Annotated in this window: 11 protein-coding genes; 8 read left to right on the top strand and 3 right to left on the bottom strand. The window is 61.6% G+C overall.

The features are described from left to right. Positions 1 to 16 precede the first annotated feature (16 nt). Positions 17 to 1,270: a serine hydroxymethyltransferase gene (glyA, locus tag ACB042_RS09365; protein ID WP_005338884.1), complete on the bottom strand. Its 1,254-nt coding sequence runs from the start codon at positions 1,268 to 1,270 to the stop codon at positions 17 to 19. Between the two features lie 324 nt (positions 1,271 to 1,594). Here glyA and ACB042_RS09360 point away from each other — a divergent pair, with 324 nt between their 5' ends. Further along, on the top strand, positions 1,595 to 1,879 hold the full coding sequence (locus tag ACB042_RS09360) for a hypothetical protein (RefSeq protein WP_088870031.1): 285 nt from the start codon (positions 1,595 to 1,597) through the stop codon (positions 1,877 to 1,879). A gap of 52 nt (positions 1,880 to 1,931) precedes the next feature. Here the strand turns inward: ACB042_RS09360 and torS are convergent, their stop codons facing one another. After that, positions 1,932 to 4,757, bottom strand: coding sequence for a TMAO reductase system sensor histidine kinase/response regulator TorS (torS, locus tag ACB042_RS09355; protein WP_371178286.1), 2,826 nt, complete (start codon positions 4,755 to 4,757; stop codon positions 1,932 to 1,934). A gap of 70 nt (positions 4,758 to 4,827) precedes the next feature. Between torS and torT the strand changes: the two genes are divergently transcribed. Both torT and ACB042_RS09345 read left to right on the top strand, forming a co-directional pair. Then, on the top strand, positions 4,828 to 5,874 hold the full coding sequence (torT, locus tag ACB042_RS09350) for a TMAO reductase system periplasmic protein TorT (RefSeq protein WP_371178285.1): 1,047 nt from the start codon (positions 4,828 to 4,830) through the stop codon (positions 5,872 to 5,874). Between the two features lie 37 nt (positions 5,875 to 5,911). Next, positions 5,912 to 6,316, top strand: coding sequence for a GFA family protein (locus ACB042_RS09345; protein WP_005338893.1), 405 nt, complete (start codon positions 5,912 to 5,914; stop codon positions 6,314 to 6,316). A gap of 35 nt (positions 6,317 to 6,351) precedes the next feature. Here the strand turns inward: ACB042_RS09345 and torR are convergent, their stop codons facing one another. Then, positions 6,352 to 7,065 carry a two-component system response regulator TorR gene (gene torR / locus ACB042_RS09340; protein WP_371178284.1) on the bottom strand — a complete coding sequence of 238 codons (714 nt, stop codon included), beginning with the start codon at positions 7,063 to 7,065 and terminating at the stop codon, positions 6,352 to 6,354. A gap of 145 nt (positions 7,066 to 7,210) precedes the next feature. Between torR and torC the strand changes: the two genes are divergently transcribed. The 5 genes from torC to ACB042_RS09315 all read left to right on the top strand — a co-directional run bounded on the left by torC (position 7,211) and on the right by ACB042_RS09315 (position 14,642). After that, positions 7,211 to 8,377 (top strand): pentaheme c-type cytochrome TorC, encoded by a 1,167-nt coding sequence (gene torC, locus ACB042_RS09335; protein WP_080771394.1) that lies wholly within the window; start codon positions 7,211 to 7,213, stop codon positions 8,375 to 8,377. A 27-nt stretch (positions 8,378 to 8,404) separates the two neighbouring features. Beyond that, entirely contained in the window at positions 8,405 to 10,897 is a 2,493-nt protein-coding gene (gene torA / locus ACB042_RS09330; protein WP_123173669.1) for a trimethylamine-N-oxide reductase TorA, read from the top strand. Between the two features lie 99 nt (positions 10,898 to 10,996). Beyond that, positions 10,997 to 11,665: a molecular chaperone TorD gene (torD, locus tag ACB042_RS09325; protein ID WP_371178283.1), complete on the top strand. Its 669-nt coding sequence runs from the start codon at positions 10,997 to 10,999 to the stop codon at positions 11,663 to 11,665. A gap of 7 nt (positions 11,666 to 11,672) precedes the next feature. Further along, complete coding sequence (locus ACB042_RS09320; RefSeq protein WP_371178282.1) at positions 11,673 to 12,041, top strand: hypothetical protein; 369 nt, start codon at positions 11,673 to 11,675, stop codon at positions 12,039 to 12,041. 153 nt (positions 12,042 to 12,194) lie between these two features. Further along, entirely contained in the window at positions 12,195 to 14,642 is a 2,448-nt protein-coding gene (locus ACB042_RS09315; protein ID WP_021230392.1) for an EAL domain-containing protein, read from the top strand.

The raw sequence follows: 14,642 nt of genomic DNA, 5'->3' as shown, positions 1-14,642 counted from the left end.
CGGATGGTCTGGCTTATCAGCCATAAACCGGGAAGCGGCGGCAGATATCCAGCACCTTCTCGCGTACGGTGGCCAGCACGGCATCATTGTCGTGGTTGTCCAGTACGTCGCAGATCCAGTGGGTCAGCTCGATGGACTCGGCTTCCTTGAAACCGCGGCGGGTGATGGCCGGGGTACCGATCCGCACACCGGAGGTGACGAACGGGGAGCGCGGGTCGTTGGGCACTGAGTTCTTGTTGACGGTGATGTTGGCTTTGCCCAGCGCCGCGTCAGCATCCTTGCCGGTCAGCTCGCGACCGATCAGGTCAACCAGCATCAGGTGGTTGTCGGTACCGCCGGAGACGATCTTGTAACCGCGCTCGATAAAGGTCGCAGCCATCGCCTTGGCGTTTTTCACGACCTGAGCCTGATAGGTCTTGAACTCCGGCTCCAGCGCCTCTTTGAAGGCAACGGCTTTACCGGCGATGACGTGCATCAGCGGGCCACCCTGGCCACCCGGGAAGACGGCAGAGTTGAGCTTCTTGTAGAGCTCCTCGTCGTCAGCGGCGGAGAGAATAAGACCACCGCGCGGACCGGCCAGGGTCTTGTGAGTGGTGGAGGTGACCACGTGAGCGTGGGGAACCGGGTTCGGGTAGACGCCAGCGGCAATCAGACCCGCCACGTGGGCCATGTCGACGAACAGGTAGGCACCGACCTTGTCGGCGATTTCGCGCATGCGGGCCCAGTCAACGATGCCGGAGTAGGCGGAGAAGCCACCGATCATCATCTTCGGCTTGTGCTCGACAGCCTGACGTTCCATGTCGTCGTAGTCGATCTTGCCGGACTCATCGATACCGTAAGGCACGATGTTGTAAAGCTTGCCGGAGAAGTTGACCGGAGAGCCGTGGGTCAGGTGACCGCCGTGGGCCAGGTTCATGCCCAGTACTGTGTCGCCCGGCTGCAGCAGAGCCATGTAAACGGCGCTGTTGGCCTGGGAGCCGGAGTGCGGCTGCACGTTGGCGTAAGTGGCACCGAACAGCTCTTTGGCGCGCTCGATAGCCAGGGTTTCGACCACATCCACATACTCGCAACCACCGTAGTAACGCTTGGAGGGGTAACCTTCGGCGTACTTGTTGGTCAGCTGGGAGCCCTGGGCTTCCATGACACGGGGGCTGGTGTAGTTCTCAGACGCAATCAGCTCGATATGCTCTTCCTGACGACGGGTTTCGTCTGTGATGGCCTGCCACAATTGCGGATCATAATTGGCGATGGTCATGTCACGTTTCAACATCCGTTTCTCTCCTGAAAATCGTTTGCGCGTTAGGTGAAGTGGGCGCGGGCATTGTAACGTGAGCTGGATCAAAGAGACAGTCCAACCACCTAAAAAAATGTTGAATTTATGTTGTAAAAAGCAAGATTCCCTCCTCGTTCAATACCCTGGCCGCTCAGCCAAACGGCACATTTTTCATCCCGCGGCGGGCGGGCAAAACCCGAAGGGGATCACAACGCCCTCTTTATCCATCCTGTAACATATTCATTCGAAACAAATTTAATGATGATGGAGCTGATTGCAGCCATGCATCCGAGGGGCTGCACCTAACCGGAGGAGTTCAAGATGGACCATCTGCTGACATTCGTGATCCTGGCTGTCTTTTTTCTGTTCTACTGGGTCTACTACACCAGCCAACGCAAACATGTCCCCACCACCTCGTGGGAGCAGCTCCCCACCAAAGCCGACTATCTGGCGGCCCACCCTGAATCAGTCGATGGCGACATCATCTTCTGTTATCACTGCGGCCACCACGAGTTGCTGGAGGTAGGCATGGTGCACCTGACCGATTTTCGCCGGGAATGGGTCTGTGCCAAGTGCAAGCAGGTGCTGTTTCGCGAGATCGAATAAACGGCGCAGGGGCTGGCTACCCCCTCTGAACGTTGTGCATCGCCAGCAGGGATCAGGGCTGCGCATCCCTGTTGGCCGTCAACCACTGCTGCAACCCGCTCACCGCCGCGTCAAATTGCGCCCCGATTGCCGCAGGCTCACCGCATCCCGCCTCAAGAGCCGCACAGTGGCTGGCCAATTCGGTCAACCCCAGCGCCAGCGCACTCCCCTTGAGCTTGTGCGCCAGCTGACGTTGCTCACTCCCCTCCCCCTGAGCCAACTTATCTACCAACACCCGCCCTTGCGACTCAAACAGCGCGACCAGCTGGCGGATCCGCGCCATGCCGAGCAGGGGCAGATCGGCATCCAGCACCGGATTGGCCCACTCAGGCTGTTTAGTTGGGGGCGCGGCTGCAGATAATTGCACCTGCGGCTCGATAGAGGCGCCCTCTTGCCGAAATAGTTGATCGATGGCGTTCGCCAGCACCGCCAGCCGCACCGGCTTGCCGACAAAATCGACAAACCCGGCGGCAAGGCAGTGGCGGATATCCTCCGGATACATCTGGGCCGAGATGGCGATGGCAGGCAGCGGCCGCTCATGCATCTCCTCGCTGATGGCGGCCAGATCCTCGCGCAGGGTCATGCCGTCCATATCGGGCAGATTGATATCGAGCAGCGCCAGCTCGAAGGGACGCTCGGTCACCAGCGCCAGCGCACTGCGACCATCCTCCGCCAGGGTGACGCGATGGCCGAGGCGGGTCAGCATGCCGTGCGCCACCAGCCGGTTGATCTCGTTATCCTCCACCAGCAGGATGTCACGGGACTGGCCAAGGTGCAGCGGTTGCGCCTCGGCAGGCAGCTGGGCGCTCGAGCGTTGCAAGGGCAGGCTGAAGCTGAACTCACACCCCTTGCCCGGTTCACTGGCAAGGATCAGCTCGCCCCCCATGGCGGCCACCAGCTTGCGGCTGATCGCCAGTCCCAGCCCGGTGCCGCCCTGATGGCCTATATCACGCTTGCGCTGGCGAAATGCCTCGAACACCGCCTCCTGCTCATCGGCCGGAATGCCGGGGCCGGTATCGCGCACAACAAACCGGATGCAGGGCTCAGCACAAGGGCCGTGACAGACAAGGGGCGCCACTGTCAGGGTAATCTGGCCACGGGCGGTAAACTTGACCGCATTGCCGAGCAAGTTGCCGAGCACTTGCCGCAGCTTGCCCAGATCCCCCTCGACCACAGGCGCCAGCCCGGACGCATATTCCAGCGCCAGGGTGACCCCCTTGGCCGCAGCCTTTGGCCGAAACAGCGCGCTCAGCTCATCCACCAGCTGGAACAGGGGGAAGGGTTCGCGGCGCGCCTCCACATGGCCCGCCTCTATCTTGGAGTAGTCGAGAATGTCGTTGAGGATCTCCAGCAGGGATTCGCCACTGTGCTCGATGGCGGCCAGATAGCGCTGCTGGGTATCGCTCAGGTGGGTATCTTCCAGCAGTGTCAGACCGCCCAGAATGCCGTTCATGGGGGTGCGGATCTCGTGGCTCATGGTGGCGAGAAACACCGATTTGGCGCGGTTGGCCTGTTCTGCCTCGGCGCGGGCCTGCCGCTGCTTCTCCACCTCCTCATTGAGCCGCTCGTTGGCGTGGCTGAGCTGGCCAGTGCGCTCCTCGACCCGCGACTCCAGCTCGCGCTGATAACGGCCCAGCTCAACCGCATTGTCACGAAACACCTGCAGGGCCCGCCCCAACTCCGCCAGCTCATCGCGCCCGGTACTGGCGATCGGCTCAAGGGGGGCCAGATCCCCGCGCGCCAACCGGCTCATCCCCGCCACCGCCCGTTGCAGCGGCCAGACGATCCGGCCGTAGACCATGCGCCACATCAGCAGCATCAGCAGTAGCAGGGTGAGCAGGCCAATGGCCATCAACGCCTGCTCCAGCAGCCTGAGGCGCTGGCTTAGCGCCTGCTGGCTCTGCCCCAGCGAATCGCGGGCACGGCTGACCAGCTCACCGACCTGCTGGTTGAGGCTGCTCATCAGGGCTTCGTTGGCACTGGCGAGCACCCGCAGCGCCTCCCCCTTGCCGAGCCAGTCGCTGCGCAGTTGCACCAGCTTGTCGCTCTGCGCCAGCACGGTCAGCGCCTGCTCCACCGCCTGCCAGCGGGCCGGATCGGTCACAGCCCCGGCCCGCAGTTGCAAGATGGCCAGCTCCCGCTGCCCCTCTTGCAATAGCGTTTGCAACTGTTCCTGCCGTTCACTGCGCCACATCTCTTCGATGCGCTGCTGCTGCATCAGGGTGCGATGGCGCAGCTCGGTCATCTGCTCCAGCCAGTCAAGATCCTGCTCCAGCAGGCGATCCAGCGTCCGGGTCGCCTGCGCACCTTGCTGTTGGTAGAGGGAACCCAATCCCGCCACCATCACGGTTTCGGCGTTCTCCATCTGACTGCGCGCCAGCTCGGCGATCTGCCCAGCCGCCGCCACCAGACGGGCCCGCTGCGCCTCCCCCTGCGCCATCAGGGTCAATCTTTCTCCCACCAGCCAGCCCTGCTGGCCCAGATTGCCGATGATGCTCTGACTGAGCTGATCGAGGCTTGTTGAACCCTGCCCACGACCAAGTTGCGCCAGCACCTGTTGCAGCTGTTGCCCCTGCAGAGTGAGCAAGCGTCCCTGATGCTCCCGCTCCTGCTCGCTGGTTGCGGTGGCCAGCAGCCGTGACGAGCTCTGGATCTCGCCGCTAAGACGAGAGAGCGTGCGGGCCAGCTCCTGATCGGCCAGCGTCTGCTGCACCCCTTGCTCCAACTGGCGCAGATGGCTAAGCCCCACCCAGCCCAGCAGTGAGGCACTCAGGGTCAGCAACGCCATCAGGGAGAAGGCCAGCAGCAACTTGCCACCCAGGCCGGAAAAGATTCTCACGGGAAGTCCCTTGGTTGTGGTCGGCTTTGACCGGATAATATGGCCCAACACTTTAACAAAACCCCTGACCATGCGAAGCGTCTATCTCTCCCCGTTGTTGCTGATCTGGTTGCTAATGCTTCCCCGCGCCGCCCTCGCCTTTGCGGTCAATATCTGGCCCGGCGGCGAATTCAGCGGCCAGCCGGTGCTCCAGCAGTGGCCGGAACCCGCCGCTGCAACCAAATCGCTGACCCTCTGTGCCCTCTACCCCCATTTGCGCGACGCCTACTGGCTTTCGGTCAATCAGGGCATGGTGGACGAAGCGAAGCGGCTGGGAGTCAAGTTGCAGATCCACGAAGCAGGGGGTTACGGTGCCCTCGCCGAGCAGCGTCAGCAGTTGCTGCGCTGCGTGCAGGAAGGGAGCGACGCCATCTTGCTCGGCGCGGTGAGCTATCAGGGCTTGCGCGAGGCCATCAAGGTCACGCCGCTGCCGCTCTTTGGGCTGGTCAACGATCTGCCCAGCGGTCTGGTGCAAGCCAAAGTGGGAGTCTCCTGGTACCAGATGGGCTGGCAGATTGGCCACTGGCTGGCGCAGCGCCACCCCGCCGGCAGCAAACCGGTCTCGGTCGCCCTCTTCCCCGGCCCGCAGGCGAGTGGCGGCAACAACTTTGTCGAACCGGGCTTTGCCGACGCCATCAAGGGGAGCGCCATCAAGCTGGTCACCACAGAGCGCGGCGACAACAGCCGGGAAATCCAGCGCACGCTGGTGCAGCAGACCCTGGCCCGCTATCCCGATCTCGACTATCTGGTGGGGGGCGCCATCGCCGCCGAAGTGGCTGTCAACGAGCTGGCGCAGCGCCATCTCGACAGGCCCCAGGTGCTGAGCACCTACTTCAGCCACGGGGTACAGCGGGGCCTGCACCGGGGCAAGATCCTCGCCGCCAACAGCGATCAGATGCGGCTGCAGGGGCGTCTTGCGGTCGCTCAGGCGGTCTGCCTGCTGCAACACCCTGATGCCAATGCCGAGCAGTGCCCTCGGGTGATGGGGCCACCCATTCTGACGCTGTCTGCGCCACTGGCCGACCCCGCCGATTCCCTCTCGGATGGCGCTTTTCGCCCCGTCTATCGGGTCGAATAGCCGTTCCAAATCCGATCAGCCCACTCAAGGAGAAGAGATGAAAGAGTTACATGCCAGCTGCCTGTGCGGCGCCGTCGCCCTGACCCTGCCGGATCAGTTCGACTATATGGGGAACTGCCACTGCAGCGAATGCCGCAAGTTTTCGGGGGGAGATTACGCCTCGGTCGGCGGACTTGATGGCAACAAGGTCACCATAGTGAAGGGGGAAGAGGCCATCGGCCGCTACCGGAAATCGGCAGAGACCACCCTGGCCTTCTGCCGTCACTGCGGCTCCAGCCTGTTCAGCCAGAAGAGCAGCAGCGGCAAGATCAATCTGCGGTTGGGGGTACTGGACGACGTGCCGAGCCAGCGACCCGCGTTTCACATCTTTGTCGGCTCCAAGGCGCCCTGGCACCAGATTGGCGACGACTGCCCGCAATTTGATACCCGCCCGCCGGTCTGATACCTCTCAAACAGGTCAAGGCCACCGCAACGGGGTCAGGAGGCTATCTCGCCGGCAAACAGATAGCCTTCACCATGGACGGTGACAAACAGCTGGGGATCCCGCGGATCCGCTTCCATCTTGCCGCGCAGCCGCCGGATCAACACGTCTATGGTGCGATCGCTCGGGCCATCGCCGCGATGGCTGATAAGGGTCAGGATCCGCTCCCGACTGAGCACCCGCCCGGCATGGGCGACAAAGGCCACCAGCACTTCATATTCGGCCTTGGTCAGACGCACCGGCACCCCGTCCTTGCTGAGCTGGCGGCGGGGGATGTCAAAACGCCAGGGGCCGAAGCGCACCGCATCGTCAGCCACCGCAGGCTCGCTCGGCGCGGCGGCCGCCAGCGAGATCCGCCACAGCAGATTCTTGACCCGCACCAGCAGTTCCCTGAGCTCGAACGGCTTGGTGACATAGTCGTCGGCCCCCATCTCGAGGCCGACAATCCGGTCCACCGCATCGCTGCGGCCAGTAACCAGAATGATCCCCACCGTACTGCGCACCCGCAGTTCACGGGTCAGCAGCAGACCATCTTCTCCCGGCAGGTTGATATCCAGCATCACCAGATCGACCCTCTGCTCCGCCAGCACGGCGCGCATCTCCTGGCCATTTTCGACCGCCGTCACCCGATAGCCCTCCCGCTCGAAATAGCCGGTCAGCTTCTCGCGGGTAACCGCATCATCTTCAACAACCAGAATGTGGTAGCTCATGGGCAGGGTTCACGATGGTCGACAAGGGAGGATTATTCTATTCACATTTTGTCATAAATACCCCTATTTCATTAATTTGTAGCGGCAGCCCTGTTCACAACGCCTCCCTATCATGGCTCCCATCAAAAAAGTGATGTGAGAGAGCATGATGAAAAAACTGTGGCACTTCCTGCGCACCCCCAGCCGTCGCTGGTCGGTACTGGCGCTGCTTCTGGTGGGCGTCGGCGTCACCCTCGCGGGCACCGTCGGCCTGCACTACGGCTTTGAGAAAACCAGCAGCCTCGAATTCTGTATCTCCTGCCACTCCATGAAAGACACCGTCTATCCGGAGTACAAGGAGTCCATCCACTTCAAGAATGCCTCAGGGGTACAGGCGGTCTGTACCGACTGTCATCAGCCGAAGGATTTCGTCGGCAAGGTGGCCCGCAAGATGGAGGCGGCCAACGACCTCTATCAGGAGTACATAGGCCACAGCATCGACACTCAGGAGAAGTTCGAGGACCGGCGCCTGCATCTGGCCGAGAAGGTGTGGGCACGGATGAGCAGCCAGAACTCCAAGACCTGCAAGTCCTGCCACAGCTACGACAACATGGATCACGCCAAGCAGTCCCCGGCGGCTGCGCTGGCGATGAAAGATGCGGCGGCGAAGAACATGAACTGCATCGAGTGCCACAAGGGCATCGCCCACGAACTGCCCAACATGGCGGGGGGCTTCCGGGCCACTTACGCCACCCTGGTCAACGACGCGCAAGAGGCGCCAGCCGCCGAGACCCTCTACAACCTGGGTGAAAAAGATCTCTATGCCAGCGAACAGAGCAGCGACCCGGTCGGCAAACTGCTGCCCGCCTCCCGCATCGACGTGGTGGACCGCAGCGGCGATCGCCTCAAGGTGACCATCGAAGGGTGGCGCGAGAGCGATGGCAAGGGCCGGGTGCTGAGCGAATACATGGGCAAGCGGGTCTTCGTCGCCACCATCCGTGACGAACTGAAAGCGAGCGAGAAAGTGCTCAAACAGGAGACCGATAGCGCCACCCATATCAAGTGGGAACAGGTTCAGGTGCAGGCCTGGGTCGATGGCAAGGGCTTTGAGTCCTCGCTCAAGCCGATCTGGGATTACGCCGGCGAGATGTATAAATCCACCTGCAACTCCTGCCACGGCGCGCCGGATCCCGCTCACTTCACTGCCAACGGCTGGATCTCGGGGCTCAAGGCAATGTCTGCCTACTATCGCCTGAGCAAGGAAGAGGAACGCACCCTGCTCAAATACCTGCAAAACCATGCCGCCGATACCGGTGGTCAGGGCAGCCACTAAGTCCGGATTCGAAAGAGGAATAACAAGATGATCAATATTTCCCGTCGTGGTTTTCTGGGTGGCTTGCTGGCCAGCGGTGCCTCTGCCCTGATCGGCCCCTCCCTGCTCGGTCGCGCCGTGATGGCTGCCGAGTCTGGCGACAAGCTGGTGCAGTCCGGCTCCCACTGGGGCGCCTTCCGTGCCCGGGTGGTAGATGGACGCTGGGTCGAGACCCTGCCGTTCGAGCATGACAAGCACCCCACCGACATGCTCAAGGCCTTGAGTGAGGTGGTCTACAACCCCTCCCGCATCCGCTACCCCATGGTGCGGCTGGACTGGCTGCGCAAGGGCCACCAGTCCGACACCAGCGAGCGCGGCCAGAACCGCTTCGTGCGGGTCACCTGGTCCCAGGCGCTGGACTTCTTCTATCACGAGCTGGAGCGGGTGCAGAAGACCTATGGCCCGAGCGCCCTCTATGCCGGCCACTCCGGCTGGCAGTCGGTGGGCAAGCTGCACTCCGCTGGCGCCATGCTGGGGCGTGCCATGAACCTGCACGGCACCTATCTGGCCAAGGCCGGTGACTACTCCACCGGTGCCGCCCAGGTGATCCTGCCCCACGTGGCGGGCGCCATGGAGGTATACGAGCAGCAGACCTCCTGGCCGCTGGTGCTGGAGCACAGCAAAACCATCGTCATCTGGGGCTCGGATCCCATCAAGAACCTGCAGGTGGGCTGGCTGGTGCCGGATCACAGCGTCTACGACTACTGGGCGCAGTTGAAAGAGAAGGTGGCCAAGGGCGAGATCCGGGTGATCAGTGTCGATCCGGTCAAATCCAAGACCCAGAAGTACCTCAATTGCGATCAGGTGACCCTGAATCCGCAAACCGACGTGCCGCTGATGCTGGGCATCGCCCACACCCTCTACAGCGAGAAGCGCCACGACGAGGCGTTCCTGAAGAACTACACCACCGGTTTTGACAAGTTCCTGCCCTACCTGCTGGGCACCAGCGATGGTCAGGTGAAGGATGCCGAGTGGGCCGCGGCCATCTGTGGCGTACCAGCCGAGACCATCCGCGAGCTGGCCCGCGCCATGAGCAGTGGTCGTACCCAGCTTATCGGCGGCTGGTGCGTGCAACGCATGCACCACGGCGAGCAGTACGCCTGGATGCTGGTGGTTCTGGCCTCCATGCTTGGCCAGATCGGCCTGCCGGGGGGCGGTTACGGCTTTGGCTGGCACTACAACGGAGCTGGCACCATCACCTCCAGCGGCCCCATCATGTCCGGTTTCAGCTCGGTCATTCCCGGCGTTAAACCACTCCATGATGGCGACTGGAAGGGCTACTCCAAATTCATTCCGGTGGCCCGTTTCGTCGACTGCATCCTCAATCCGGGCAAGCAGATCGCCTTCAACGGCCAGACCATCACCTACCCCCACATGAAGATGGCGGTGTTCTGCGGCAACAACCCGTTCCACCACCAGCAGGATCGCAACAAGATGGTCGCGGCCTGGCGCAAGCTGGAAACCGTGGTCAGCATCGATCACCAGTGGACGGCCAGCTGCCGCTTCGCCGATATCGTGCTGCCCGCCACCACCACTTATGAGCGGGATGACATCGAGCAGTGGGGTTCTCATTCCAACGCGGGCATTCTGGCCATGTACAAGGTGGTTGAGCCGCTGTTCGAGGCGCGCGATGACTATGACATCTTCGCCGATCTCTGCCGTCGCTTCGGTCGCGAGGCCGAGTTCACCGGCGGCAAGAGCAAGCTGGAGTGGATCCAGAGCATCTATGACGACGCCCGCCTGCAGGGTCGCGGCATCGGCATTCGTCTGCCCCGTTTCAGCCAGTTCTGGCACGGCGAAGGCTTCGTCACCTTCCCGGCGGGCCAACCCTGGGTGCGCCACGAGTCGTTCCGTCAGGAGCCGGATCTGGAGCCACTGGGCACCCCTTCCGGCCTTATCGAGATCTACTCCAAGACCATCGCCGACTACGGCTATGGGGATTGCCCGGGCCATCCGGTCTGGATCGAGCCCTACGAGCGCTCCCACGGCGGGCCGGGCAGCAAACAGTACCCGCTGCACCTGCAATCCTGCCACCCGGACAAGCGGCTGCACAGCCAGCTCTGCTCCTCCGACAACTACCGCGCCACCTACACGGTGCAGGGGCGCGAACCTGTCTACATGAATCCGCAGGATGCCAAATCCCGCGGCCTCAAGGACGGCGATCTGGTGCGGGTGTTCAATGGCCGCGGTCAGGTATTGGCTGGTCTGGTGGTGAGCGATGACTACGCCCCTGGGGTGGTGCGCATTCAGGAAGGAGCCTGGTATGGACCGCAAGAGGGTGGCAAGGTGGGGACTCTCTGTACCTACGGCGATCCCAACGTGCTGACCGCTGACATCGGCTCCTCCAGCCTGGCGCAGGCCACCACGGCCCATACCGCACTGGTGGAGATCGAGAAGTTCCGCGGGCAGGCACCCGCCGTCACTGCCTTCGGCGCGCCGGAATCGGCCAAGGGCATCGACCCCATGTTCCCGGCACTCTGACCCCTGGGGGACGAAAGCGCCCCCTTGAGTTTCCTTTATTTTTAAAGTCGTTAGAATCGGGAGCCATCAAGGCTCCCGATTGCCATCCACGGAGGAAAAATGCAGGAATTTATGGCTACCAGCGAACGCCGGGCCGAACTCTACTGGTGGTTCTCCACCCTGTTCGCCGCCGAACTCAGTGATGAGCAGATCGCCGAATATGACACCTATGACGTGCGAAGCTTCCTGAAAAGCCTCTCCACCCTGGATCCGATGCGCGAAGCCGTGGCCGAACTCAACGAGGCCATTGCGCGCCTGCTGGTGCGCCCGGATCGCCAACTGGAACTCGCCGCCGACTTCGCCGGGCTGTTTCTGGTGGATCCCAAGCAGGGCGCCCTGCCCTACGAATCGCTCTATCGTGGCGAGGGCAAGCTGCTGATGCAGGCCCCGATGGCCGAGATGCAGGCCCGCCTCGATCGCCTCGGCATCAATGTCAGCGACAAATACAAAGAGCCTGCCGACCATCTGGCCATCGAGCTGGATCTGATGGGCAATCTCATCATCCGCGCGGCGGAAGCCAAGAGCGCAGCCGAGCGGGAACGCTGGCTCGACGAGCAGGAAGCACTGCTGCACGGTCATCTGCTGGGCTGGTTTGACAAGTTCGAAAGCGCCTGTCGCGCCGCCGACCGGTTTGGCTTCTACGGCGCCAGTGCCCGTCTGCTGGGGGTCTTCCTCAAGATGGATGCCAACTACCTCTCTCTGGTCAAACCGGCACCGTCTGCCGACTGAGGCCGCGATGAAGACAGCCCTGCTTCTGATTGCATGCTGGCTGCTGGCCCTGATCCCGCAGGATCAGGGCATTACTCCCCTGATTGCGCTGCTGTTCAACCCGGATCGCGAGCTCTACGGCACCGCCCAGCTCACCGGATTTGCTGGCATCCTGCTCACCCTCTACCTTGCCAATCTCGGCGTCGAGGTGGTGTTGCGCCGCCGCTTCCAGATTGCCGGCATGCTGGCGCTGCTGGCCGCCTGGATCGACTTCATCAACAGCAGTGGCAGCGAGTCGCACTTCCTGCTGCTCTATCTGCTTGCCCTCCCGTTCCACCTGCTCGGCTGGCTGGTATTTGTGCGCGGTATTCAGGCGTTTGGTCGCCAGAAGGGATAACCACTCGCCCCCTTTTTCCATCCTTTTTATCAGGTTTTTCTGCCTATTCTTGCCGTCAAAACAACCAGATAACTCCGCTTGACTCCCGGCCAAACAGTTCGTGCCATACTGACAACTGATGCAAGTGATAAAACAATCAATGCCGAGGTCATCATGGATGGGAAGCTTTTCAACGCCGACACCGAGGCAATGTTGACCCAGCTGTCAGATCACACCGTCCTGGAACAGCTGATGGATAATGCCCCTCTGGGCATCGGCGTCTTTGACTGCGAATTTCGCTACCGTAAAGTCAATCAGGTGCTGGCCGACATCAATGGCAAAAGCATCGAGGAGCATCAGGGCAAGCACCTCAGAGAGGTGGTTCCCAAACTGGCCCCGACCCTGGAGCCCATGTTTCAGCAGATCATGCGCAGCGGCATGCCCTACGTGGATATCGCCATCACGGGCCAAACCGCGGCGTACGACAGCAGCTCACGCCGCTTTCAGGCCACCTACAGCCCGATGCGTGATGAGAAGGGAGAGCTGAACGGCATCCTCGCCATCGTACGGGACATCACCGAGCAATACGAAACCGAACAACGGCTGCAACTGGCAATGCGAGCGGCCCAAATCGGGGTTTGGGAGTGGCACGTGGCGGAGGACAGATTACTGTTCGACGGCCAGATTGAGCCGCTGCTGGGTATCGAAGCCAACCAATTCCACGGCGGGCTGCAAGCGTTCGTCGACTGTTTTGAACCGGAATCCGGCAGCCAGCTCAAGGCCGCCCTGCAAAGTCATGACCCCATCCATCTCACCCTGAGCTACCTCACCGCTCTCAACGAGCGCCACTGGGTCGATATTCATGCCGACCATGTCCCCGCCACCGAGTCGGTCGGCCACCGGGTCATGGGGGTCATTCACAATGCCACCGCCCGCCGCCGTCAGGAGGAACGACTCCATCAGGCCAACGTGGTATTCGATACCACGGCCGAGGGGATCATCATCCTCGACAGCGAGCACCATATTCTGTCGGTCAACCCGGCCTTCACCATGCTGACCCAATACAATGCCGAGGAGGTGATAGGCCGTACCCCGGATATCATCATGCATCCCAGGCGCTACACTGACCTCGACTATCCTTGGTATCACCTGCGCCCCGGCAACAACGCCTGGCATGGCGAGATGGTTTGTCTGCGCAAGGATGGCAGCTACTTCTCCTCCTGGCAGCAGATCAGCGCTGTCTATGACAACTTCAACAACACTACTCACTATGTGATCGCCCTTTCCGACATCAGCGCCATTCGCAAGGTGGAGGCCGAGCTGAATCACCTTGCCTATCACGATCCCCTGACCGAGCTGGGCAATCGTCATCTGTTGCAGGAGCGGCTGGCCCTTGAGCTGAAAACCGCGCAGCTCAATCGCAAACGGTTGGGGCTGCTCTTTATCGATCTGGATGGCTTCAAGCTGATCAACGACAGCCTGGGCCACGGAGTTGGCGATGAGCTGCTCAAGCGGCTGGCAGAGCGTATCCGCGGCTGCCTGCAGCACAACGATCTGGCGACCCGCCTCGGGGGAGACGAGTTTCTGGTGCTGATCCCCTATCTGGAAGAGCCTGACGAGCTGGCAACCCTCGCCAATACCCTGCTTACCGTGTTGCGTGAACCGGTTGAGCTGGCCCATGAGCTGGTGGCGATCTCGGCAAGTATCGGTATCGCCATCTATCCCGATCATGCAGACAGCCCGGAAACCCTGGTCAGCGCCGCCGACAGCGCCATGTACGAGGCGAAAAGTCAGGGGCGCAACGGATTCCAGTTCTATACCCCCTGCATGGCGGCTCGAGCCCGCGAGCGGATGCAGATAGAGCAGGGTCTGCTCAAGGCCCTAGAGCTCGAACAGCTCTGCATCTTCTATCAACCCATGACCAATCTGGCCAACGGTCACCTGAGTGGACTGGAAGCTCTGTTGCGCTGGCAGCATCCGAATGAGGGGATGATAGCGCCGACCCGTTTTATTCCGGTGGCAGAGGAGTGCGGCCTGATAGAGAAAATTGGGGAGTGGGTAATGCGCAACGCCTGCGAGCAGGGACAAAACTGGCTGGCCGCCGGACTGCCGGTGCCCCGCTTGTCAGTCAACGTCTCGGTGCGGGAGATGCGCTCCCCGGGCTACGTTGAACGGGTCGCCGCCATCCTGGCCGAGACCGGATTTCCGCCAGAACGGCTGGAGATCGAGGTGACGGAGAGCATCATCCAGCGAGTCGAACAGAGTCTGGATCTCTTTACCCGCCTGAAAAATCTCGGCGTGCAGATTGCCATCGATGACTTTGGTACCGGCTTCTCGTCACTGAGTCTGCTCAAGACCCTGCCGATCGATCGCATCAAGATAGACCGGGCGTTTGTGCAGGCATTACCGGAAGACAAGAACAGTCGGGAGCTCTGCCGCACCATCATCAATCTGGCCGACAGTCTGGATATGGAGGTCACCGCCGAAGGGATTGAAACCAAGGCACAACACGCCTTTTTGCAGTCACTCAACTGCGGCGAAGGACAGGGTTATCTGTTCAGCAAACCACTGCATGTAGAGCAGATGCACGAACGCTTGGATTGCCAAAACGTTCAACATTAG

The sequence above is a fragment of the Aeromonas sp. S13(2024) genome (genome assembly GCF_041402405.1).
GTDB classification, from domain to species: Bacteria; Pseudomonadota; Gammaproteobacteria; order Enterobacterales; family Aeromonadaceae; genus Aeromonas; species Aeromonas veronii.
This window is presented reverse-complemented; position numbering and strand designations above follow the sequence as displayed.